This is a genomic window from Micromonospora noduli, assembly GCF_003264475.1.
Lineage (GTDB): Bacteria > Actinomycetota > Actinomycetes > Mycobacteriales > Micromonosporaceae > Micromonospora > Micromonospora noduli.
The window spans coordinates 281,870-304,240 of the sequence record NZ_PYAC01000041.1; the positions used below are offsets into that span (position 1 = coordinate 281,870).

Below are 22,371 nucleotides of genomic sequence, written 5' to 3' on the forward strand. Positions count from 1 at the left end.
TGATCGACTCGGTTCTCCGGCATGTCGCGGTGTCCGGCCCTGCGCGACACCCCGACCTTCCGGAAGCCGAGTCGATCACGGCGCGCACCGCGCGGTCGCTGACTGACCGCTCAGCTCAGCGGAACGACCGTCCGGCGACGGTGAGGTTTGCCGTTGACGAGTGGTGTGGGCACGTTGGGTGCGACGTTTCTCGTCCTCATCGGAGAGGAAGCAGCGCATGCTTTCCGCACTCGATCGTCGGCACACCGTCGCCCCACCCGGCTACAGCCGGTGGCTCATCCCCCCGGCGGCGTTGGCCATCCACCTCTGCATCGGTCAGGTCTACGCGACCAGCGTCTACAAGAACTCGCTGATCGCCCACTTCGACACCAGCCAGACGGCGATCGGGGTGATCTTCAGCATCGCGATCGTGATGCTCGGGTTGTCCGCCGCGGTCGCCGGGACCTGGGTGGAGGCGAACGGGCCGCGGAAGGCCATGTTCGTCTCCGCCTGTTTCTGGGCGGCGGGTTTCCTGGTGGGCTCGCTGGGCATCGCCACGAAGCAGCTGTGGCTGTTGTATCTGGGCTACGGGCTGCTCGGTGGCATCGGCCTGGGCATCGGCTACATCTCCCCCGTCTCCACCCTGATCAAGTGGTTCCCGGACCGGCCGGGGCTGGCCACCGGGTTGGCGATCATGGGGTTCGGTGGTGGGGCGATGGTCGCCTCTCCCCTGTCGCGGCAACTGTTGTCGTTCTACGACGCCGGCTACGACCCGGCCAACGCGGGGTCGACGGCGTCGGGCAGCGCCCTGGTGTGGCTGTTCGTGACCCTCGGCCTGGGCTACTTCGTGATCATGATGTTCGGGGTGGCGAACGTGCGGGTGCCGGCGCAGGACTGGCGTCCGGCCGGCTTCGACCCGGCCAGCGTGGCGGCGAAGCCGCTGGTCACCACGGCGAACGTGTCGGCGGCGAACGCGGTGAAGACCCGATCCTTCTGGCTGCTGTGGGTGGTGCTGTTCTGCAACGTGACCGCCGGCATCGGCATCCTGGAACAGGCCAGCCCGATGATCCAGGACTTCTTCCGGGACAACGGCACCTCGGCGGTGACAGTCGCGGCGGCCGGCGGGTTCGTGGGTCTGCTGTCGCTGTTCAACATGGCCGGGCGGTTCGTGTGGTCGTCCACCTCGGACGTCATCGGCCGCAAACCGATCTACCTGGTGTACCTGGGTGTCGGCATGGTGCTCTACGCGCTGCTGGCGCTCGTCGGGCAGACCTCGACGGCCCTGTTCGTGCTGCTGGCCTGCGTGATCCTGTCGTTCTACGGCGGTGGCTTCGCGACCGTGCCGGCGTACCTGCGGGATCTGTTCGGCACCTTCCAGGTCGGTGCGATCCACGGTCGGCTGCTGACCGCGTGGTCGGCGGCGGGGATCGCCGGTCCGCTGATCGTCAACGGGTTCCTCGACGCGCAGGGCGAGCCGGGCTCGCTGACCGCCGCGGCGTACCGCCCGGCGCTGTTCACGATGGTGGCTGTGCTGGCCGTTGGCTTCGTGGCGAACCTGCTGGTGCGGCCGGTGCCGCAGCGCTACCACGAACCGGCGGCGGAGCAGAACCCGCAACAGGGCACGGATGAGAACGCGGATCGGGACGTGGACGAGGACACGACGGCGCAGAGGAGTGGTACGCGATGAGTGAGGACAGCCGACCCGGGCAGCAGGCCCGGTTGTGGATCTCCTGGTTGGTGGTGGCGGCGCTGCTCGGCTACGGGGTCGCCCAGACCGTCGTCACCGCGGCGAAGCTGTTCACCCACTGAGCCGGATCCGGCGGTCTCCGACCGCGTGAACGCCCGGCGGTCTCCGACCGGGTGAAGGCGTGGTCAGAGACCGCCGGAGACGCGCAGCACGGTCCCGGTGGCGTACGAGGCGTCCGGGCCGAGCAGCCAGGCGATGGCGGCGGCGATCTCGTCGGGTTCGCCGGCGCGGCCCAGCGGGATGCGACCGACGGCGGAGTCGGCGCGGTCGGGCACCCCGGAGTCGGCGTGGATGTCGGTGCGCACGATGCCGGGGGCCACGGCGTTGACCCGGATGCCCTTCGGGGCGAGTTCCTTGGCCAGGCCGACGGTGAGGGTGTCGGTGGCGGCCTTCACGGCGGCGTAGTGCACGTACTCCCCCGGGCTGCCGAGGGTCGCGGCCGCCGACGAGACGTTGACGATCGCCCCACCGTCGGTGAGCCGGCGGGCGGCCTGCTGGGCGCAGAGGACGTAGCCGACGAGGTTGACGTCGACGACCCGGCGCAGGTCCTCGACACGCAGCTCGGTGAACGGCCCGATCAGGCTGGTGACGCCGGCGTTGTTGACCAGGCCGGTGAGCGGGCCGAGTTGCGCGGCCGCGTCGAACAGGGCGTGCACCTGCTCGGGGTCGGTGGTGTCGGCGCGTACCGCGATGGCCTGCGCGCCGGCAGCCCGCAGGTCGGCCAGGACGGCGGCGGCGGCGGCCTCGTCGCGGCGGTAGCACAGGGCGACGTGGTGACCGGCGGTGGCGAGCCGGCGGGCGGTGGCCGCGCCGATGCCCCGGCCGCCGCCGGTGATGACGGTGACGGGTGCCACGGTGCCTCCCGGGGGGGTCTGACGGCTGCGCGATGGTCGTGCCGACGCTACCGTGACCGGCGCGGGTCGGTCGTCGAGAGGAGCGTCACATGCAGCGCGCGTTGGTGCTCGGCGGTGGCGGGGTGACCGGGGTGGCCTGGGAGTTGGGGCTGCTGGCCGGGTTGGTCGAGCGGGGTGTGCCGGTCACCGAGGCGGACCTGGTGGTGGGCACGTCGGCGGGTTCGTTGGTCGGCGCGCAGGTGTGCTCCGGGTTGCCCGTCCAGCGTTTCTACAGCGAGCAGTTGGCGCCGCCGTCGCGTGAGCTGGCGGCACGGTTGGGCTACGCGACGCTGGCGCGGCTGATCTGGGCCGGTGGGCGGACCCGCGACGCGGTGCGCTCGCGAGCCCGGATCGGGGCGATGGCGGTGGCGGCGCGTACCCAGTCGGAGGCGTCGCGGCGCGTGGTGATCGAGGCCCGTCTGCCGGACCGGGAGTGGCCGCAGCGACGGCTGCTGATCACGGCGGTGAACGCGTCGTCCGGTGAGTTCGTGGTGTTCGACCGCGACAGCGGCGTGTCCCTGGTGGACGCGGTGGGCGCGAGTTGCGCGGTGCCCGGGGTGTGGCCGCCGGTGACGATCGGCGCGCGCCGCTTCGTCGACGGTGGGATGCGCTCGACGGTGAACGCGGACCTGGCGGCGGACGCGCGCAGGGTGCTGGTGCTCGCGCCGACATCGGCGGCGTTCGGGCCGATGCCACGGCTGTCGGCGCAGGTGGACGCCTTGCGGGCGGCCGGGTCGCGGGTGGTGGTGCTGACGCCGGACGCGGCGGCGCGCACCGCGATCGGCCGCAACGTGCTGGACCCGGCCCGGCGTGCGGGCGCGGCGCGAGCCGGGCGGAGCCAGGCCGACGTGGTGGCCGACGAGGTGGCGGCGCTCTGGGCGTGATCGCTTACGCTCACCGCGCGGTCGATCAGACGACGGAGGTGCGCGGTGGCGGGTGTGGGTGTCGGCGACGTGGTGCAGGATTTCGAGCTGCCGGATGAGACGGGCACGCCGCGGCGGCTGTCGGAGTTCCTGGCGGCCGGGCCGGTGGTGCTGTTCTTCTACCCGGCGGCGATGACCCGCGGATGCACGGCGGAGAGCTGCCACTTCCGCGACCTCGCGGCGGAGTTCACGGCGCTGGGCGCGACACGGGTGGGCATCAGCCGCGACCCGGTGGCGAAGCAGGCCGAATTCTCGAAGTTGCACGGCTTCGACTATCCGCTGCTGTCGGACGCCGACGGCGCGGTGGCCCAGCAGTTCGGGGTCAAGCGGCGGGTGCCGTTGGGGCCGTTGAGCATGAAGCGCATGACGTTCGTCATCGGCACCGACCAGCGGGTCATCGAGGTGATCCACAGCGAGGTCAGCATGAACGAGCACGCGGACCGGGCGCTGCGGGCGCTGGGCGGCTGAGCGGGCGTGAGCCCCGTGCGACGGGTGTCGCAGCCGGCTGGTATCAAGACAGCAATCAAACAGGTGTACGGAAGAGGGTTGTGATGGATGCCGGCCAGGGTTTGTCCACTAGCGAGGTGCAGAGCATCCGGGAGTCGTTGGCGGCCGGGCGTAAACCGCGGGTGGTGTTCACCGCGTCGGCGGGGCAGATCGCCGGTCAGGTCGGTCAGGTGATCGAGCTGACCGACCCCGAGGTGTCCGACGAGTTCGTGGTGGTGCGCTTCGGCCGCGACGAGTTGCCGTTCTCCCCCGCCGACCTGGCCGTGGCGCCCAAGGGCGTCACTCGTCGGGTCGTGGAGCCGAAGCCGGAGCCCGAGCCCGAACCGCCAGCGGCGGCCGCGCCGGAGTTCGTGTTGGACACGCCGCGGGTGCCCGCGCAGCGACAGGAGGAGCCGAAGGTGGAGCAGACGGAGAAGCCGCCGGCGCGGCGGGCGGTCAAGGCCGTCAAGCCGAAGGGCCCCGCGGGCCTCACCGTGACCCTGGCGTACGCCGACGGTGAGTGGACCGTCGCCGCGCAGCAGGGCAGCAAGGCACTGGCGAAGCCGTACGTGGTGAAGCCGGCGGAGGCGTTGAAGATGGTCGCTCTGGTCGACGTGCCGGGGGTGCAGGAGGCGGTGGAGCAGATCCTGGGCACCGAGCGGGCCGAGGCGGAGCAGCAGGCCGAGAAGCTGCGCGCCGAGCTGGCCGAGATCGAGGCCCGGCTGGCGGAGCTGCGCGAGGCCCGCTGAGGCGGGTCAGTGCCGGCTGTGGTGGCGCAGCAGTCGGGTGAGCAGTCGCGTCAGCTGCTCGCGCTCGGTGGCGGACAGCGGGGCGAGCAGGTCGGCTTGGACGCGCTCGAGGGTCGCGCCCATCCGGCGGGCCTCGTCGGCGCCGCCGTCGGTGGCGCTGATGACGTTGCGGCGGCGATCGGCCGGGTCGGGGGCGCGCACCACGAGCCCTCGGCCGGCCAGGTCGTTGATGGCAGCCACCACGTCGCTGCGGTCGATCCCGCAGCGCCGGCCGAGGTCGGCCTGGCTCGCGGGCCCGTCCTCGGCCAGGCTGGCGAGCAGTCGGTAGTGGTAGCCGCGCAGATCGTGCGCGGCGAAGCCCTCGCTGAGCAGGCGGGCGGCGTGACTGGCGGTCTGGTTGAGCAGCCAGCTCGGGCTGGTGCTGAGCCCGGCGGGTGACTGCGGGGCCGCGTTGTCCATGCGGCGCAGCCTACCAGTAATCGTTGGCGCGACCCACGATCGGGTGTTACGTTGGTGCGACCAACGTTGGTTCTGCCAACGTATCGAAGGAGGAGTCATGTCCACTGTCCCCACCCTCAACGGCCAGGTCATCGGCCAGGCCCACTACGCCACCCGGGCCCTGCTCGAACGGGCCACCGCTCCCCTCGGCGTCGAGTTCAACCAGGTGCTCGCCCTCAACGTCCTCGCCAACGGCCCGGCCGAACGCGCCCACCTCACGCACCGGATCACCAGCACCCTCAAGGTCGACGAACAGGAGGTGCAACGGGTGCTCGCCACCCTCGTCGACGCGAACCTCGCCCAGGCAGACGACGACGCACCACGGCTGCGGCTCACCGACGCCGGTCACGCCGTGCAGGCCCGCATCGCCGACGCCGTCGCGGACATCAGCGCCCGCCTCTACGCGGACATCCCCACCGACGAGGCGAGTGCCGCCGCCCGGGCGCTCACAGTGGTCACCCAGCGCGCCAACGCCGAACTGGCCGCGACCCCGACCTGACGGGCAAGAGCCCGACGGGTGCGCGGGCTCGGCCCGATCCGGCCAACCTGTCAGCAGCCCACCGACCGGGCCTGGTCGGTCAACACCAACCTGGCGGCGGCCAACGGGCCGGACCGGTCGGTCAGAAGTAGTCGAGCAACTGTGCGGGCCCTCCCGCGCCGAGCAGGTCGAGCGCGGCCGGGTCGACACCCGGGCTGTGGTGCAGCAGGCCGGCCTGCGCGACCGACCGGGCCTGCGCGGCTCCGGCGTAGAGCAGGGCGAAACCGCGCACGTCCAGCCGCAGGTCCGCGTCGGCGTCGATCCGGGTCAGCTCGGCGGCGCCGTCGGCGACGGTCAACCGCCAGGTGCCGGTGTTCCATTCGGCGAGCGGGTCGGTGAGGCCGAAGTCGACGGTGCCCCGGGCGTGGGTGGGCCACCCCCGCGCGCTCACCGCGCGAGCGACGTCGACCGGTCGGTGCATCCACAGGTCCCGCTCGTGGTCACGGGCCGACTCCAACGGCAGGACGGTGCTGACGGCGTCGCCGTCGAGCGGGCACAGCCGCAGGGTCGGCGCGACGCTGGCCCAACTGCCGAGCACCCCGACGAGTTCCCGGGCTGCCTCGGCGGTGACGGCCAGCGCCTCGTCGACGGTGAGCACCGAGTCGGCCCCGTAGCCCCGGCCCCGCTGCCAGGTGGCGTAGCCGACCAGCTCGCCGTCGGCCTCGACGAGGGTGACCCCGTCGCCGGGCAGACCCCGGTCGGCGGCGAAGAAGTCGTACAGCTCACCCCGGCGGGTCAGCATGCCGTTGCGGTGCCGGGCGACCCGCTCGTACAGGTCGGCGACGGCGGGCAGGTCGGCCACCGTGCCGGCCCGCACGGTCAGGTCCGGGGAGGGCCGGTGCCGGGGCAGCGCGGCGGTGGCCAGATCGACGGTACGCAGCACACCGGCGGCCTCCCACCCGCAGGCCCGGTACGGGCCGGCGACGGTCGGGTAGAGCGCGCTGACCGCCGCCTGACGCTCGTGGGCGCCCCGCAGCAGGGCGGTGAGCATGGCGCGGGCCACGCCCCGACCCCGGGCCTCGGGGGCGACCGCCACCCCGGCGACGTCGGCGGCCGACACCGCCCGGTCCGACCACCACTGGTCGTGGTGCAGGTCGACGGCCTTGCCGACGAGCCGACCGCTGTCGTCGAACGCGCCGTAGCGGCTCATGCCGGGCACTGCGACGGTGGTGCTGGCGTGTCGCTCCGCGGCGGAGCCGAACGCGATCCGTCCCAGCTCCCAGGCGGCGTCGAGGTCATCGGTGCTGAGTTCACGTACGTGCACGGGGTCGGGCATCGGGACACCCTAGCGGGGCCGACTCCCGAGGACCGCCAATTTTTCCGGCGGGCGGCGACTCCGCGGCTGTCGGTCAGTGCTGCGGGATGTTGGCCACGCCGATGCGCTTGCGGAACACCCAGTACGTCCACCCCTGGTAGGCGAGCACCACCGGTGTGAAGATCACCGCCACCCAGGTCATGATCTTCAGGGTGTACGGGGTGGACGCGGCGTTGGTGGCCGTCAGCGTGCCGGCCGCGTCCAGGGTGGAGGGCAGCACGTTCGGGAACAGCGCCGCGAACAGGGTCGCCACCGCGAGACCGATCGCCACGGCGGTGCCGGTGAACGCCCAGCCCTCCCGGCGTACCCGGGCGGCGGCCAGACCACCGAGCAGGGCGAGGGCCGCGCCGACGGCGAGCACGACGGCCGCCGCGCTGGAGCGGATGCTCAGCGTCCAGGCCAGGAAGCCGACCGCGAGCACGGCGGCGCCCACACCCAGGCGCACGGCGAGCGCGCCCGCGCGCTCGCGGATGTCGCCGGTGGTCTTCAGGGCGATGAACACCGCGCCGTGAGTGAGGAACAGCGCGAGGGTGGTTGCGCCGCCCAGCAGGGCGTACGGGTTGAGCAGGTTCAGCAGGCCGCCGACGTACTCGTGGTCGGCGTCCAGTGGCACGCCGCGCAGGATGTTGGCGAAGGCGACGCCCCACAGGATCGCCGGCAGCAGCGAGCCGACCACGATCGCCGCGTCCCAGCGGCGCTTCCAGGACGCCTCGGGGCGCTTGTGCCGGTACTCGAAGGCGACCCCCCGGGCGATCAGGGCCAGCAGGATCAGCAGCAGCGGCAGGTAGAAGCCGGAGAAGAGGGTGGCGTACCACTCGGGGAACGCGGCGAACATGGCGCCACCGGCGGTGATCAGCCACACCTCGTTGCCGTCCCAGACCGGGCCGATGGTGTTGATCAGGACGCGGCGTTCCCGGTCGTCGCGGCCGAGCACAGGCAGCAGCATGCCGACGCCGAAGTCGAAGCCCTCCAGGATGAAGTACCCGGTGAACAGCACGGCGACGAGGAGAAACCAGATGGTGGTCAGTTCCACGATGGGCTCCGGGATCAGTAGGCGAAGGCGAGCGGGCGCTCGGCATCGTCGGTGTCGTCGGTGGGGGGTTGCTCGCTGACGTCCGGCACGCCGGCCTTGGCGTAGCGCAGCAGCAGCTTGACCTCGATCACGGCGAGGGTGGCGTAGATCAGCGTGAAGGCGGTGAACGAGGTGAGCACCTCGGCCAACGAGACGCTGCGGGACACCCCGTTGCGGGTGAGCATCTCGCCGAAGACGATCCACGGCTGACGGCCCATCTCGGTGAAGATCCAACCGAAGGAGTTGGCCAGCAACGGCAGCACCGGCATGGCCAGCCCGGCGCGCAGCAGCCACTTGCTGCTCGGGGTGCGGCCCTTGCGCTGGCTCCAGAGCACCAGCAGGGCGATCGCGCCGGCCGCCATCCCGAAGGCGATCATGAAGCGGAAGCTCCAGTAGGTGACCGGGATGACCGGGGTGTAGCTGCCTGCGCCGTACTGGGTGGCGTACTGGGCCTGCAGGTCGTTGATGCCGTGCACGGTGCCGTTCGGGTCGCCGGTGCCCAGGTACGACAGCAGGTACGGGATCTTGATGGCGAACACCTCGCGGCTGCCGTCGAGGCTGCCGACGGTGAGCACGGAGAACGAGGCGGGGCTCTCGGTGGTGTAGAGGCCCTCGGCGGCGGCCATCTTCATCGGCTGCACGTCGGTCATGATCTTGCCCTGGATGTCGCCGGTGAACAGCACGGCCGCGGAGGCGACCAGGACCACCCAGGAGCCGAACTTGGTGGCGAAGCGGTACGCGCCGGTGTCGGCGGAGCCGCGGTTACGGATGACGTGCCACAGGCCCACGGCGGTGACCAGCGACCCGGCGACCAGGAACGAGCCGGCCAGGGTATGTGGGAAGGTGATCAGGGCGACCTTGTTGGTCAGCACGGCCGGGAAGTCGGTCAGCTCGGCGCGACCGGTGTCCGCGTTGATCCGGTAGCCGACCGGGTTCTGCATGAACGAGTTCGCCGCGAGGATGAAGTACGCGCTGAGGTTGGTGCCGATCGCGGCGGCCCAGATGCTGGCCAGGTGCGCCCGCTTGGGCAGCCGGTCCCAGCCGAAGATCCACAGGCCGATGAAGGTGGATTCGAGGAAGAATGCGACGAGCGCCTCGATGGCCAGGGGTGCGCCGAAGACGTCGCCGACGAAGCGGGAGTAGTCGCTCCAGTTCATGCCGAACTGGAACTCCTGCACGATCCCGGTGACCACGCCCATGGCAAAGTTGATCAGGAACAGCTTGCCGTAGAACTTGGTGAGCTTGAGGTAGCGCTCGTTGCCGGTGCGGTGCCACATCGTCTGCAGGATGGCCACCAGCACGGAGAGGCCGATGGTCAGCGGTACGAAGAGAAAGTGGTAGACGGTGGTGACACCGAACTGCCAGCGGGCAACGTCCAACGCGTCCACCTGAAAACCCCCAACCATCCGTACTACGCGACGTAGTAAATACTACTGCTCGTCGTAGAGGATTGGGCAGGGCCGGGCGGCCCGAACGCACCCGGGACCAATGACCCTGATCACCCGACCCGGCCTCGCAGCCCTGCCGGGGCGTGCGACGATGGCGCGCTGATGAACACCGCACACACCACCTGGCAGCCGCCGCTGATCTGGCGCGCGGCCCTGCTGCTGGCCCGGGGCCTGGTCGGCCTGCTCGCCCGCCTCGAGGTCACCGGCGATGTCCCGGCGCACCTGCGTCGCGGCCCGCTCGTGCTGGCCGCCAACCACATCAGCCCGTTCGACCCGGTGGTCATGGCCGCCGCCTGCCAGACCCGTGGCGTCGCTCCGCGGATCATGGCGACCGCCGGACTGTTCCGCGTCCCGGCGTTCGGTGCCGCCATGCGCCACGCCGGGCACATCCGGGTCGACCGGGGCACCAGCGCCGTGCACCGGGCCCTCGACGACGCCGCCACGGCCGTCGCCCGCGGCTCGGTGATCCTCATCTACCCCGAGGGGCGCATCGGCCTGGACCCCGGCCTGTGGCCCGAACGTGGCAAGACCGGCGCCGCCCGCCTCGCCCTGGCCTGCGGCGCCCCGGTCGTCCCGGTCGCCCAGTGGGGCTCGCACGAGGTGCTGCCCTACCAGGCGCCCCGCGGAATGCTGCGGGGCGTCGCCCGCTCGCTGTGGCGTCGACCGGTGATCCGGGTGCACTTCGGCACCCCCGTCGACCTGGGCGAGACGGCTGCGGCCCACCCCGGCGCGGCCCGCCGCGCCACCGACCGGATCATCGACGCGCTCACCGACACCCTCGCCCCGCTGCGCCCCGACGAGCCGGACCTGCCCCGACACATCGACCCCGGCCGCCCGAGCGACAGCAGTCGCGTCCACCGACGCTCGGCCTGAGGCCTACCCGGTGAACGCGTTAGACAACTTTTGGAAAACCGTCTAATCTGTCTAGCGTGAGCACTGCAGAGATGGATGTCGAGGACCCGAAGCGCGCCGCCGTCCTGGCGACGGCGGTCGCGGTGTTCGGGCGCTACGGCTTCCAGAAGACGTCGATGGAGGCGGTCGCCAAGGCGGCGGGCATCTCCCGGCCGGGCCTGTACCTGATGTTCCCCAACAAGGAGCAGCTGTACCGCGCCACCATGCAGGGCGTCATGGAACGCGCCCAGCACGCCATGGAAGCCTGCCTCGCCGACCAGTCGACGAGCTTCGACGAGCGGGTCGTGGCCGGGCTGGACGCCCTGATGGGCTCGTACATCGACACCCAGATGGCCCGCGACCTCAACGACCTGCTGGAGAACAGCGAGCCGCAGCTGGGCTCGATGTTCCACGACTACCAGGTGCGGGCTCAGGCGGCACTGCGAGCCCACATCGACGCCGCTGCCCCGGCTGGTCTGCTCGACGAGGGGCGGACCGCGGACGACGTCATGGACCTGCTCTTCTCCGCGGCGCTCACCTGGAAGTCGACCTCGACCTCCAGGGACGAGTTCCGCGACCGGCTGCGCCGGGCTCTGCGGCTGCTCCACCGCTGACACACCCCGCCCCGAAACGCCATGATCTTGCACCCCTGGAGGCCCGAAATGTCACGAATCATCACGCCGTACTCGGCTCAGTCGACCGCCGCTGAGGTGATCGACGGCGTCGACCTCACCGGCCGGCGGGCCATCGTCACCGGCGGCGCGTCCGGGATCGGCCTGGAGACCGCCCGCGCACTGGCCGACGCCGGCGCCGAGGTGACGTTGGCCGTCCGCGACACCGCCGCCGGTGAGCGCGCTGCCGCCGACATCACGGCCGGCGGGGCGCCCGGCAAGGTCCGGGTCGACCACCTCGACCTGGCCGACCGCGCCTCCATCGACGCCTTCGTGGCCGGCTGGACAGGCCCGCTGCACATCCTGGTGAACAACGCCGGCATCATGGCCGTGCCCGAGCTGACCAGGACAGCCGACGGCTGGGAGGCGCAGTTCGCCATCAACCACCTCGGTCACGCCGCACTGACCCTGGGCCTGCGCGACGCGCTGGCCGCCGCGCGGGGCGCCCGCATCGTCGTCGTCAGCTCGTCGGCCCACCAGCAGTCCCCGGTCGTCTTCGACGACATCCACTTCACCGCCCGCCCCTACGAGGCGTGGTCGGCGTACGGCCAGTCGAAGACCGCCACCATCCTGTTCACCGTCGCCCTGGCCAAGAAGTGGGCCGCCGACGGCATCACGGCCAACGCCCTGCACCCCGGCGGCATCATGACCAACCTGCAACGGCACCTCGACGACGCGCAGTTGCGCTGGGTCGGCGCGCTCGACGAGCAGGGCAACCGCCTGGAGGTACCGCCGGGCTGGAAGACCCCCCAGCAGGGCGCGGCCACCTCGGTCCTGCTGGCCGCCAGCCCCGAGGTCGAGGGTGTGACCGGCCGCTATTTCGAGGACGGCAACGAGGCCCCGGTCATCGCCGAGCGGGCCGACGGCAGGAGCGGCGTGCTCCCGTACGCCCTCGATGACAAGGACGCCGACGTCCTCTGGGACGAGACGCTGCGGCTCCTGCGGCGCTGACCGGGTCGGCTCACGTGCCCGGGCACCTGAGCCGTACGCCGAACTGCTGGGCCTGTTACGCCACGACGGCTACCACACCGACTGGAGCTGAGACAGGCAGGAAGATCGACTCGGTTTCCTGCAAACCGGTGCATGCCCGCGCCCCGGACACCCCGACTTTCAGGAATCCGAGTCGATCACCGAGCGGGGCGGGGCAGGGGCGGCGGCGCGAGCGGGCGACAGACGCCGGCCGGCCACCCGCCGGCCACCAACCGGGGGCATACTGCGTCGCGTGTTGACCCGATTCGGCTACCTCGACGCGCCGGCGCCGCTGGCGTTCGCCCACCGTGGCGGCGCCGCCGAGGGCGACGAGAACACCACCGAGGCGTTCACCCGGGCCATCGGGCTGGGCTACCGGTACGTGGAGACCGACGTGCACGCCACAGCGGACGGCGTGGCGGTGATCTTCCACGACCCGACGCTGCGCCGGGTCACCGGTGAGGCGGGACGCATCGCCGACATGAGCTGGGCCGACCTCGCCTCGGTACGGGTCGGCGGCGCTGCTGTCGTACCCCGACTCGACGAGGTGTTGGGGGCGTGGCCGCAGGTCCGCTTCAACATCGACGTGAAGGCCGACGGCGGCGTCGAGCCGACGGTCGCGACCGTGACCAGGGCCGGCGCCGGCGACCGGGTGCTGCTCGCCTCGTTCAGCGACGCCCGGCTGACCCGGCTGCGCGCGCTCACCGAGGGTCGGGTCGCCACCAGCCTGGGCATGCGCGGCGTCGCCCGGCTGCGGCTGGCCTCCCTGCACGGGCGGCCACTGCGGCTGCCCCCGTCGGTGGTCGCCGCGCAGGTGCCGCCCCACTACGGGCGGGTGCCGGTGGTGGACCGCCGGTTCCTCGACTACTGCCACCGGATCGGCCTGCAGGTGCACGTCTGGACGATCGACGAACCAGCCCAGATGCACGACTTACTGGATCGTGGCGTGGATGGCATCATGACCGATCACGTCGGCGTGCTGCGCGACGTCTACCGCAGCCGCGGCCACTGGGCCGCCTGACCATCGAAGGACCCCCGATGGCCGAGACCGTGACCCCCACGGTGGACGACACCCCGCCTCCGGCGAGCACCCGCCGGGAGCGCAGGGGCTGGTACATCTACGACTGGGCCAACTCCGCGTTCCAGACCACCGTGATCACCGTGTTCCTCGGCCCGTTCCTGACCACCGTCGCCGAGTTGGCGGCCGGCTGCGAACTCGGCGCGGACTCCTGCGACGGCTCCGTCTACCCCCTGGGCATCAAGATCGCCGCCGGGTCCTACTACCCGTACCTGATCTCGCTGTCGGTGTTCCTCACCGTGTTCGTGCTGCCGGTCATCGGGGCGATCGCCGACCGCTCGGCACACAAGAAGCGGCTGCTCGGCGGCGCCGCGTTCACCGGCGCCGGCGCCACCATCGCGATGGCCTTCGTCACCGGTGACCGCTATCTGCTCGGCGGGGCGCTCTTCCTGGTCGCCAACATCTCCTTCGGCGCAGCGATCGTGGTCTACAACTCGTTCCTGCCGCAGCTCGGCGGCCCCGACGAACGCGACGGCATCTCCAGTCGCGGCTGGGCGCTGGGCTACCTCGGCGGCGGTCTGCTGCTGGCACTCAACCTCGTCGCGATCACCCTGCTCGACGAGGGCGACAACCCGCAACGCACCCTGGACCTGGCCCGCTGGTCGATCGTGTCCGCCGGCGTGTGGTGGGCGTTGTTCACGCTGGTGCCGTTGCGCTGGCTGCGCGAACGCCCCAGCGTCGCGGCCCTGGCCAGTGGCGGCAACGTGCTCACCGACGGGTTCCGGCAACTCGCCCGCACCATGCGCGAGGTCAAGGCGTACCCGTTGACGCTGTACTTCCTGCTGGCGTTCCTGGTCTACAACGACGGCATCCAGACCGTCATCACCCTGGCCAGCCAGTACGGCACCGAGGAGTTGCGCCTGGAGCAGAGCACCCTGATCATCACGATCCTGCTGGTGCAGTTCCTCGCCTTCGGCGGCGCGTTGAGCCTGGGCGCGCTGGCCAAGCGGATCGGCGCCTGGAAGACCGTGCTGCTCAGCCTGGTCCTCTGGACCGGTGTGATCATCGCCGCGTTCCGGCTGCCCGCCGAGGCGCCGGTGCCGTTCATGGTCCTCGGCGCGGCCATCGGCCTGGTTCTCGGCGGCAGCCAGGCGCTGAGCCGGTCGCTGTTCAGCCAGCTCATCCCGGCCGGCAAGGAGGGCGAGTACTACGGCTTCTACGAGATCAGCGACAAGGGCACCAGCTGGCTCGGCCCGCTCGCCTTCGGCCTGGTGTTCCAGCTCACCTCCTCCTACCGGGTGGGCCTGGTCTCACTGCTGATCTTCTTCATCGTCGGGTTCCTGCTCCTCGCCGCCGTGCCGATCCGCCGTGCCATCGTGGCCGCGGGCAACACCCCACCCCGGGTGCTCTGAGCACGCGTCCCGCACCCAACAGATCAGGCACGGTCGATCGGCTAGGCTGCCCGACCGTGACCGACGACGCCGCCACCGCCCCGACCTGCCTGGCCCACCCGTTCCCCGGCCAGCCGCACGCCCCGGCCGGGTGCGCGGCCGCGCGCGGGCTCGACGGGCGTCCGGTGCACGCCGCGGCGTTGAAGTTCTTCTGGGGGCCGATGGACTGCGGCAAGTCCACGATGGCGTTGCAGATGAACTACAACCACGCCCGGCAGGGCCGGCGCGGGCTGGTCACCACCCGCATCGACCGGTCGCTGGGACCACAGGTCACCACCCGCATCGGCCTGGCCCACGAGGCCATCGAGGTCACCGACGACCTGGACCTGCGGGCCCTGGTGCGCGGCCGGTGGGCCGACGGGGTACGCGTCGACTACCTGATCTGCGACGAGGCGTGCTTCTACACCGTCGAGCACGTCGAGCAGATGGCCGAGCTGGTGGACAGCTACGACGTCGACGTGTTCGCCTTCGGCCTGGCCACCGACTTCCGGTCGCGGCTGTTCCCCGCCACGCAACGTTTGTTCGAGCTGGCCGACGAGGTGGCCCGCATCCAGGTCGAGGTGCTCTGCTGGTGCGGCCGCGAAGGGTTGCTCAACGCCCGGGTCGTCGACGGGCGGGTCGTCCGTGAGGGCGCACAGGTCGTCATCGGCGACACCGTCGACACCGCCGAGGTGCGCTACCAGGTGCTCTGCCGCCGGCACTACCGCAGCGGCGACCTCGGCCCCCGCGACTGAGCGGCCCGCCGCGCCGACACCCGGTCGGTCAGGATCACGGCGACAGTCACCGCCAACGCCACCGCGGCGCACACCGCGACGGGTGCCCCCAGCACCACACCGACCGGCATCAGGGCCAGCAGGACCACCACCGCGGTGAGCCGGCTGATCGGCAGGGTCCGCCACAGCAGCGCCTTGTAGGCGGCGTGCCCGGCCAGGAACAGCGCGGGACCTCCGAGGGTGAGCAGCACGTCGACAGTGGTGGCCGGCGCGCCCGGCTCGCGCAGCAACCGCTCGTCGGCCGCCGACGTGACGACGACCCCGGCGACGATCACCGGGTGCAGGTAGTTGAAAGCGACTCGGCTCAATGCGCCGGTGCGCTCTCCGGCCTGGGCGATGACCTCCGTGGCGGCCGAGGCCGAGCGGGCGAAGTACACCCACCACAGCGCCACCGAACCGCCGAACGCCAGCAGGAATGCCCCGGACGTCACCAGGTCCACGTGCGAGGTGAGGGTGCTGCCGGTGACCAGGATCGACTCCCCCAGCGCGATCAGGACGAACGCCGCGCACCGTTCGGCCAGGTGCCCTCCCTCCACCATCCACCGCTCGGGTCGGCTACGTCCCCGCCGCGGCAGCGGATAGCCGATCGAGAGGCCGACCACCTCGATCACGATCACCGCCGCCCACACGGCCTCGCGCGCGGCCCCGCCGACCAGGCCACCGAGGAGCATGAGCAGTGACGTCCCGGCGATCCACGGCAGCGACTGCCGGAAGCCGGCGACCAGCCACGGGCTGCCCTGTACCGCCCACAACGAGAACATTGTGCGTCCCACCTGCACGGTCACGTAGACCACCGCGAAGAGCAGACCGGTCGAGCCGAACGCCTCCGGGATCGCCGCCGACAACAGCAGGCTGCCCAGCGTCACTCCGATCAACATCGTCCGCACCGGCCCCTGGTCCGGTTGCAGCCAGTTGGTCACCCAGGTGGTGTAGACCCAGACGAACCACACCAGCGCCAGCAACAGGGCGGTACGCCCGGCGCCCCGCCAGTCCAGGTGCGCGAGCAGGTAGTGCGACAGCTGGGTGATGGTGAAGATGAAGACCAGGTCGAAGAACAGTTCCGTCGAGGTGGTCGGCTGCACCCCTTCGCGTGGTCGCAGCAGCTGTGGGCGTAGCGGGGCGGCGACCGGGGGTTCAGAAGGGGTCACCGCACACCCGCCAGTTCCCGTCCTCACGGACCACCGGCAGGCGACGTTCTTCGCTGATTCCACCGTCGCGGGTCACCTTCACGGTCACCGTGCCGTGCGGTCGTCCGCTGCGGGTGGCGACCGACACGTCGGTGATCTCGTAGTCGGTGACCATCGGTGGTGTCCGCACCCAACTGGTGAAGCCGATCGCGCTCCAGCGGCTGCGCGCGTCCTCGCAGAGCCGCTCGTACGCCCGGTCGCTGTCGCCGAGGGCCACCTCGCTGAGGAAACCGTCGGCGGTCTCCCGGATCGGGCCGGCGGCCTGCCGGACGGTCTGCAGGTTCCAGGCGCCCAACCCGGCCACCCCCACGCAGCACAGCGCCACGCCGAACCCGGCGAACGCCAACCCGGTGCGCATCGGGCGGTGACGCCGGGCCGGTCGGCTCCACGACTGGCCCGCACCCACGACTACCGACCGTAGAGAAGACGCTCACGCCGACGGGCGACAAGCCGGAAACTGGGTGCGCCCGATGGGCGGGTGTGCCCTGTTCGCGGCGGCCTCGCATCGTCTACCGTCGGCGCACACCCCCGAGCAGTGCCAGGAGCCGATCGATGAGCCGCTTCGTGCAGCCGGTACCACCCCCCGTCGACCCGTACGCCGGCGATGGCCTGCTGCGGTCCTGGCTGGAGCGTCACCTCGGCCCGGGCGGGCACGCCGCCGCGAAGGGCCGTCTCGCGGACCTGGCCGCCGACGTCGCCGGGCCGCTGCGCGCGGCGCACGCCGACGCGGAGGCGCACCCGCCGACGCTGGTCCGCTACGACGCGTGGGGTGCCCGGATCGACCGCATCGACACCTCCGCCGGTTGGCAGGCGCAGCGGGCCGCCGCCGCCCGACACGCCGTGGTGGCGTTGCCCTATCTGCCGGACGCCCGGGGCACCTGGGGTGCCGCCGCGCGGGTCGTTCAGCACGCCCTGCTGCACCTGTACGGGCCGGAGTCGGCGACGTTCTCCTGCCCGGTGGCGATGGCCGACGGGGCGGCGGCGCTGCTCAGCATGCCTGACGTCGACGCCACGGTCCGCGATGCGTGGCTGCCCCGGCTGATCTCAACGGACCCGGCCACGGCGATCACCAGCGGGCAGTGGATGACCGAGTCGCAGGGCGGCTCCGATCTGGGCCGCTCCAGCACGCTCGGCCGACCCGCGGCGGACGGTTCGTGGCGGCTGACCGGGGAGAAGTGGTTCTGCTCCGCCGCCGACGCGGCGATGGCGGTGGCGTTGGCCCGGCCGGAGGGCGCCGGGCGGGGCAGCCGGGTGCTCGCCCCGTTCCTCGTTCCCCGGTACGCGGTCGACTCACCGCTGGCCGACGGCGCGGCGCCGGGCGCACCCGCACCGGGTGTCACAGTGCACCGGCTCAAGGACAAGCTCGGCACCCGGGCGCTGCCCACCGCCGAGATCGGCCTGCGCGACGCGTACGCCCTTCCACTGGGTGATCCGGCGGTGCCCGGTCTGGTCCGGGCGATGACCCTGGTCGTGGTGACCCGGGTGCACAACGCCGCGGCGGCGGCCGGCGGGATGCGACGCGGTCTCGCCTACGCCCGCGCGTACGCCGAGGTTCGGCACGTCGCCGGTGGCCCGCTGGTGTCCTCGCCCCTGCACCGGGCCACCCTGGGCACCCTCGCGGTTGACGCGGCGGGCGCATTCGCTCTCGCCGGGCACGCCTTCGCCCTGCTCGGGCGGGTCGAGGTCGGCGCCGACCCGGAGGCCGCTGCCGAGCTGCGCATCGTGGCGCCGTTGGCGAAGCTGGCCACCGGCCGGCTCGCCGTCAGCTCCGCCAGCGAGTACGTGGAGAGCTTCGGCGGTGCCGGCTACGTGGAGGACACCGGTGTGCCCCGGCTGCTGCGCGACGCCCAGGTGCTGCCGATCTGGGAGGGCACCACCAATGTGCTGGCCCTGGACGTGCTGCGCGCGTTGACCCGGGAGGATGCCGGTGCGCCGCTGCTGAGCCGGCTGAGCGGCGCCGCCGACCTGGCGCGGCCGCTGTCGCCGGTGCTGGCCGACACCCTGGCCACCGCCGCCGCGCAGTTGGCGGAGACCATCACCGCGGTGACCGTCGACCCGGGTGCGTCGACGGTGCTCGCGGGCGCCCGCGGTCTGGCGTTGCGCCTGGCGTACGCGCTGACCACCGCGTTGCTCGTCGAGCACGCCGCGTGGGGCGACGAGCAGGCGGAGTTGGCCGCCCGACTGTGGGCGCGCCGCTGGCTGCGGCACGAGGAGATCGCCGAGGACGCCCACCACCACCTCGACCTGCTCTGCTGACCGGCCGGCGCGAGCGGACGGGTGGGCGCCCATGTCGGTGCTGATCGAGCTGGGTGACGACCGGGGCGCGCCAGTGGAGGAGCGCCGGCCACGGTCGCAGGTGTCCCGCGAGTGGCGGGTGGCGGCGCTGGTGGCGGCCTGTGTCCTGCTCGGTGGTGCCGCCCCGACCGCGCGCCTGACGCCTCAGCCCGGGCCGGCGGTGCCCGCCCGAGCGACAGTGCTCGGCGCGGGGCCGCTGCTGCTGGTCGTCGACCCCGAGCCGAACCCGCCGACGCTGAGCGCCTACGACTCGGCCGCGCCGGCCGGCCCGCCGCGGTGGCGGGTGACCGTGCCGCCCGCCGCCGGGTGGTCCGCCGAGGTCGCCGGTGACCTGTTGCTGCTGGTCGAGCGCGACCAGGCGCTCGGGGCGCGGGTCACCACCGGGCGGTCGTTGCGTACCGGCCAGCCGGTGTGGCGGCGACCCGAGCGGGTGTACGCGGCCGGAAACGAGGCGGTCGCGGTGAGCGAGGTGCGCAGCGCCTCCGAACCGGGTCGGCGGGTCGAGGGCACTGTGCACGGCGTCGACCCGGCCACCGGCGCGACCCGGTGGTCGGTCCCGCTGCCCTCCACGGCGGTGCTGCGGGCGCTACCCGGGCGGGTGCTGCTGGTGCAGGACGACGGATTGGTCCGGCTGCTCGACGCCCGTGACGGCACCGAACGCGGACGGGGGCAGCTTCCGCCGGCCGACTACGGCCCGGACAATCCCCAGGTCGTCGGCGCGTACCTGGTGCTGCGCCACCCGAGCGGCGGCGCGATGGCGCTGACCGGCTACGACCTGCCCGGGCTGGCGCGACGCTGGCAGGTGCCGGTGCAGCCGGGTGAGCTGATCCTGCGGCCCTGCCAGGGTCTGATGTGTGGGCAGGACGAGCAGGGACGCTGGGCGATCGACCCGGGCACCGGGGTGCGGGTGTGGACGTGGCCGGCCGGGGCGCGCTGGCGAACGGTGGCTGGCCCACGGGTCGCTGCGGAACCCCTGGTGGTGCTGGGAATGGCGGCGGACGGCAGGCGCTCCCTGGTCGCGACGGTGGGACGCGACCGTCATCGAGTGTTCGCGGTGCTCCCGGCGGGTGTGACCGACTGCCGCCGGGTCGGCGCCGGGCTGATCTGCCGCGACGGCACGGCCCGCGTGACGTTCTGGCCCATCGAGGGCCCCTGACCCCCTCTCCTGGTCGGTGTCGCGGGCCGGAGTTGTCGGCCCCCGGCGGCATACTGCCGGCGTGACAACTTCTGCCGACCTCGCGATGGTCAACCTCGACAGTTCCGATCCCGCCGGCCACGCCGCGTTCTACCACGAGGCGCTGGGCTGGGAGGTCACCCACAGCCAACCGGAGTACGCGATGATCAGCTCCGGTGGCGTCTCCATCGGCTTCGGGCTGGTCGAGGGCTACCGACCGCCCTCCTGGCCGGACCAGACCGGCGACAAGCGATACCACCTGGATCTTTACGTCGACGACCTGGCGGCGGCGGAGGAGAAGTTCGTCGCCGCGGGCGCGTCGAAGCCGGCCTTCCAGCCCGGCGGCGAGCGGTGGGTGGTGCTTCTCGACCCGATCGGGCAGCCGTTCTGCATCTGCCCCCGCCCACAGAGCTGAGACGGCCCGGCGAGAGCGCTGCTCAGCCGCGACGACGCGACCGGGCCGCCCACACCGCGTAGGCCGGGTCACGGTCGAGGTTGTGCCGGTCCCGGTCGTAGCGGCGGGTGGTGCGCGGGTCGGCGTGCCCCATGGCGTCCTGCACGTCCTCCAACGGCACGCCCTCCGAGCGGGCCGTGGTGGCGAAGGCGTGTCGCAGCGAGTGTGGGGACAGCTTCGCCCAGGCCGGGATGCCGGCGGCGCGGGCGAGCCGACGGACCATCCGGAACACCGAGTGCCGGTCCAACCGGGCACCGCTGGCGGTGACCAGCAGCGGGCCGGTGAGCTGCGGCACCGGCACGCCGGTGGTGGCGGCCCGCTGGGCCAGGTAGGCGTCCACGGCGTGCCCGGTGCCGGGGGTGAGGGCGCGGCGACGTTGTTTGCCGCCCTTGCCGATGAAGCGCACGCTGCGGTGGCCGCGTTCGGTGCCGAGGTCGGTCAGGTCCAGCGAGATCAGCTCCCCGACCCGCAGACCCAGGTCGGCGAGGAGCGCAAGCGCCGCCCGGTTGCGTACGGCGGTCGCGCCGGTGTCCGCGTCGGCGGCGCTGAGCAGGGCGTCCACCTCCTCGGGGGTGAGCCCGACGGTGGCGGAGTGGTCCCGGTCGACGCGGGGGCGGTCGGCGCCGGAGACCGGGTTGGCCGGCACAGCGCCCAGTTTGACCAGGAAGTCGTACCAACTGGACAGCGCCGAGAGTCGGCGCGCGACGGTCGCCGGGGTCAGTGTGCGGCCGCTGCGGGCGTCGACGCGGCTCTCCAGCGCGCGGGCGTACTCGTTGACGTGCAGGAACGTGGCCCGCAGCGGGTCCAGGTCGTGACCGGCGCACCAGGTGAGCCAGCCGGTGACGTCACGTCGGTAGGCGTCGCGGGTGTGCTCGGACAGCCGCCGGTTGCGCAGCCACGCCTCGGTGACCTCGACCGGCCCGCTCGGCAGCGCCGGTGGCGCGGACGGGCGGGCGAGCACCGGAGCGTCGGAGAACCCCATGTGAAAAAGGCTCTCAGCCTCGGGTGGGATCGGCGTGCAGGCGCGCCGGTCCCACCCGTCACTGTGTCGGATCAGGCGTTGATCTCTCGGCGGGCGCCGCCGTTGGCCTGGATGGTCACCCGGCGGGGCTTGGCGCGCTCGGCGACCGGGATGCGCAGCGTCAGCACCCCGTTCTCGTAGCCGGCTTCCAGCTTGTCGGTGTCGAGCGTGTCGCCGAGGAACAGCCGCCGGGTGAAGGTGCCCATCGGGCGTTCGGCGGCGACCAGTTCGACGCCGTCGCCGGTTGGCCGGCGACGCTCGGCGCGGACGGTGAGCACGTTGCGCTCGACGGTGCAGTCGATGCTGTCCGGATCGACGCCGGGCAGGTCGAACGCCGCGTAGAAGTGGTCGCCGTCGCGGTAGGCGTCCAGGTGCATCGTCGCGGGACGGGCCGCCGTACCGAAGAACTGCTCGGCGAGCCGGTCGATCTCGCGGAACGGGTCGGTACGCATCAACATCGTCATGCCTCCTCGGTTCTCCTGGCCGAAGGTGATGAGTTGAGCCGGGGTGACTCAACTTCCTCTTCTTATTTAGCGCGTCCGCGCGCCGACGTCAACTGCTCCGGACAGCCGCTTTTCAAACCAGTGTTCGGCGTAGGGGCCCCGCGAGTACGCCGGGATCTCGGCGTAGCCGTGCCGGGCGTACAGGGCGCGGGCCTCGACCAGGTCGTGGCGGGTGTCGAGCCGGATCCGGTCCGCCCCGGCCGCGCGGGCCTGCTCCTCGACGGCGGCCAGCAGCACGGCGCCCCCACCGGCGCCGCGGTGCTCGGAGCGGATGAACACCCGGGTCAGCTCGGCCCAGCCGGGTTGCCAGCGCAGC

General features: G+C 72.2%; 25 protein-coding genes. 15 read left to right on the forward strand and 10 right to left on the reverse strand.

Annotation, left to right across the window (positions count from 1 at the left end):
- Positions 1–217 precede the first annotated feature (217 nt).
- Positions 218–1,666, forward strand: a complete 1,449-nt coding sequence (locus MED15_RS28820; RefSeq protein ID WP_244220629.1) for an OFA family MFS transporter — start codon at positions 218–220, stop codon at positions 1,664–1,666.
- Positions 1,663–1,788 carry an MFS transporter small subunit gene (locus MED15_RS34595; protein WP_256442137.1) on the forward strand — a complete coding sequence of 42 codons (126 nt, stop codon included), beginning with the start codon at positions 1,663–1,665 and terminating at the stop codon, positions 1,786–1,788. Before MED15_RS28820 ends, MED15_RS34595 begins: the two co-directional genes overlap by 4 nt.
- A 63-nt stretch (positions 1,789–1,851) precedes the next feature.
- Here MED15_RS34595 and MED15_RS28825 read toward each other — a convergent pair whose 3' ends face one another.
- Positions 1,852–2,580: an SDR family oxidoreductase gene (locus MED15_RS28825; protein ID WP_112737434.1), complete on the reverse strand. Its 729-nt coding sequence runs from the start codon at positions 2,578–2,580 to the stop codon at positions 1,852–1,854.
- A gap of 89 nt (positions 2,581–2,669) precedes the next feature.
- Here MED15_RS28825 and MED15_RS28830 point away from each other — a divergent pair, with 89 nt between their 5' ends.
- From MED15_RS28830 to MED15_RS28840, 3 genes are all read left to right on the forward strand, one after another.
- The gene (locus MED15_RS28830; protein WP_112737436.1) at positions 2,670–3,503 is read left to right on the forward strand and encodes a patatin-like phospholipase family protein; all 834 of its coding nucleotides are present in this window, start codon (positions 2,670–2,672) and stop codon (positions 3,501–3,503) included.
- 45 nt (positions 3,504–3,548) lie between these two features.
- A complete protein-coding gene (locus MED15_RS28835) occupies positions 3,549–4,010 on the forward strand; it encodes a peroxiredoxin (protein ID WP_279636263.1) in 462 nt (153 codons plus the stop codon).
- Positions 4,011–4,093: 83 nt separating this feature from the next.
- Positions 4,094–4,777: a hypothetical protein gene (locus tag MED15_RS28840; protein ID WP_112586986.1), complete on the forward strand. Its 684-nt coding sequence runs from the start codon at positions 4,094–4,096 to the stop codon at positions 4,775–4,777.
- Between the two features lie 6 nt (positions 4,778–4,783).
- Here the strand turns inward: MED15_RS28840 and MED15_RS28845 are convergent, their stop codons facing one another.
- The gene (locus MED15_RS28845) at positions 4,784–5,236 is read right to left on the reverse strand and encodes a MarR family winged helix-turn-helix transcriptional regulator (protein WP_112699014.1); all 453 of its coding nucleotides are present in this window, start codon (positions 5,234–5,236) and stop codon (positions 4,784–4,786) included.
- 97 nt (positions 5,237–5,333) lie between these two features.
- On the opposite strand from MED15_RS28845, the gene MED15_RS28850 reads away from it, so the two are divergent.
- Positions 5,334–5,774: a MarR family winged helix-turn-helix transcriptional regulator gene (locus MED15_RS28850; RefSeq protein WP_112737438.1), complete on the forward strand. Its 441-nt coding sequence runs from the start codon at positions 5,334–5,336 to the stop codon at positions 5,772–5,774.
- Between the two features lie 121 nt (positions 5,775–5,895).
- Here MED15_RS28850 and MED15_RS28855 read toward each other — a convergent pair whose 3' ends face one another.
- From MED15_RS28855 to MED15_RS28865, 3 genes are all read right to left on the reverse strand, one after another.
- Positions 5,896–7,089, reverse strand: a complete 1,194-nt coding sequence (locus MED15_RS28855; protein WP_208646743.1) for a GNAT family N-acetyltransferase — start codon at positions 7,087–7,089, stop codon at positions 5,896–5,898.
- Between the two features lie 73 nt (positions 7,090–7,162).
- Positions 7,163–8,161 carry a cytochrome d ubiquinol oxidase subunit II gene (cydB, locus tag MED15_RS28860; protein ID WP_112737440.1) on the reverse strand — a complete coding sequence of 333 codons (999 nt, stop codon included), beginning with the start codon at positions 8,159–8,161 and terminating at the stop codon, positions 7,163–7,165.
- 14 nt (positions 8,162–8,175) lie between these two features.
- The gene (locus tag MED15_RS28865) at positions 8,176–9,588 is read right to left on the reverse strand and encodes a cytochrome ubiquinol oxidase subunit I (RefSeq protein WP_167457758.1); all 1,413 of its coding nucleotides are present in this window, start codon (positions 9,586–9,588) and stop codon (positions 8,176–8,178) included.
- Between the two features lie 162 nt (positions 9,589–9,750).
- Between MED15_RS28865 and MED15_RS28870 the strand changes: the two genes are divergently transcribed.
- From MED15_RS28870 to MED15_RS28895, 6 genes are all read left to right on the forward strand, one after another.
- Complete coding sequence (locus tag MED15_RS28870; protein ID WP_112737444.1) at positions 9,751–10,521, forward strand: lysophospholipid acyltransferase family protein; 771 nt, start codon at positions 9,751–9,753, stop codon at positions 10,519–10,521.
- 56 nt (positions 10,522–10,577) lie between these two features.
- Positions 10,578–11,153 (forward strand): TetR/AcrR family transcriptional regulator, encoded by a 576-nt coding sequence (locus MED15_RS28875; protein ID WP_146766754.1) that lies wholly within the window; start codon positions 10,578–10,580, stop codon positions 11,151–11,153.
- A 48-nt stretch (positions 11,154–11,201) separates the two neighbouring features.
- Positions 11,202–12,161 carry an SDR family NAD(P)-dependent oxidoreductase gene (locus MED15_RS28880; protein WP_112737448.1) on the forward strand — a complete coding sequence of 320 codons (960 nt, stop codon included), beginning with the start codon at positions 11,202–11,204 and terminating at the stop codon, positions 12,159–12,161.
- A 271-nt stretch (positions 12,162–12,432) separates the two neighbouring features.
- The gene (locus tag MED15_RS28885; RefSeq protein WP_112586971.1) at positions 12,433–13,200 is read left to right on the forward strand and encodes a glycerophosphodiester phosphodiesterase family protein; all 768 of its coding nucleotides are present in this window, start codon (positions 12,433–12,435) and stop codon (positions 13,198–13,200) included.
- A gap of 17 nt (positions 13,201–13,217) precedes the next feature.
- Entirely contained in the window at positions 13,218–14,609 is a 1,392-nt protein-coding gene (locus tag MED15_RS28890; protein WP_112586969.1) for an MFS transporter, read from the forward strand.
- Positions 14,610–14,665: 56 nt separating this feature from the next.
- Positions 14,666–15,382 (forward strand): thymidine kinase, encoded by a 717-nt coding sequence (locus MED15_RS28895; RefSeq protein WP_112699018.1) that lies wholly within the window; start codon positions 14,666–14,668, stop codon positions 15,380–15,382.
- On the opposite strand, the gene MED15_RS28900 is transcribed toward MED15_RS28895, so the two are convergent.
- Positions 15,349–16,569, reverse strand: a complete 1,221-nt coding sequence (locus tag MED15_RS28900; protein ID WP_167457756.1) for a low temperature requirement protein A — start codon at positions 16,567–16,569, stop codon at positions 15,349–15,351. The genes MED15_RS28895 and MED15_RS28900 overlap by 34 nt on opposite strands.
- Positions 16,556–17,014, reverse strand: coding sequence for an Rv0361 family membrane protein (locus MED15_RS28905; RefSeq protein WP_373861155.1), 459 nt, complete (start codon positions 17,012–17,014; stop codon positions 16,556–16,558). The genes MED15_RS28900 and MED15_RS28905 overlap by 14 nt, the downstream gene beginning before the upstream one ends.
- Positions 17,015–17,160: 146 nt before the next feature.
- Here MED15_RS28905 and MED15_RS28910 point away from each other — a divergent pair, with 146 nt between their 5' ends.
- The 3 genes from MED15_RS28910 (at position 17,161) to MED15_RS28920 (ending at position 20,492) form a co-directional block, all read left to right on the forward strand.
- Positions 17,161–18,864 (forward strand): acyl-CoA dehydrogenase family protein, encoded by a 1,704-nt coding sequence (locus MED15_RS28910; RefSeq protein ID WP_112737452.1) that lies wholly within the window; start codon positions 17,161–17,163, stop codon positions 18,862–18,864.
- A 31-nt stretch (positions 18,865–18,895) separates the two neighbouring features.
- Positions 18,896–20,059 (forward strand): outer membrane protein assembly factor BamB family protein, encoded by a 1,164-nt coding sequence (locus MED15_RS28915; RefSeq protein WP_112737454.1) that lies wholly within the window; start codon positions 18,896–18,898, stop codon positions 20,057–20,059.
- A gap of 61 nt (positions 20,060–20,120) precedes the next feature.
- A complete protein-coding gene (locus tag MED15_RS28920; RefSeq protein WP_112586954.1) occupies positions 20,121–20,492 on the forward strand; it encodes a VOC family protein in 372 nt (123 codons plus the stop codon).
- A gap of 22 nt (positions 20,493–20,514) precedes the next feature.
- Here the strand turns inward: MED15_RS28920 and MED15_RS28925 are convergent, their stop codons facing one another.
- The 3 genes from MED15_RS28925 to MED15_RS28935 form a co-directional block, all read right to left on the reverse strand.
- A complete protein-coding gene (locus tag MED15_RS28925; protein ID WP_112737456.1) occupies positions 20,515–21,513 on the reverse strand; it encodes a tyrosine-type recombinase/integrase in 999 nt (332 codons plus the stop codon).
- 71 nt (positions 21,514–21,584) lie between these two features.
- Positions 21,585–22,010, reverse strand: coding sequence for an Hsp20/alpha crystallin family protein (locus tag MED15_RS28930; protein WP_112587834.1), 426 nt, complete (start codon positions 22,008–22,010; stop codon positions 21,585–21,587).
- A gap of 72 nt (positions 22,011–22,082) precedes the next feature.
- Positions 22,083–22,371: GNAT family N-acetyltransferase (locus MED15_RS28935; RefSeq protein ID WP_146766755.1), on the reverse strand; the 289-nt coding region annotated here is incomplete at its 5' end.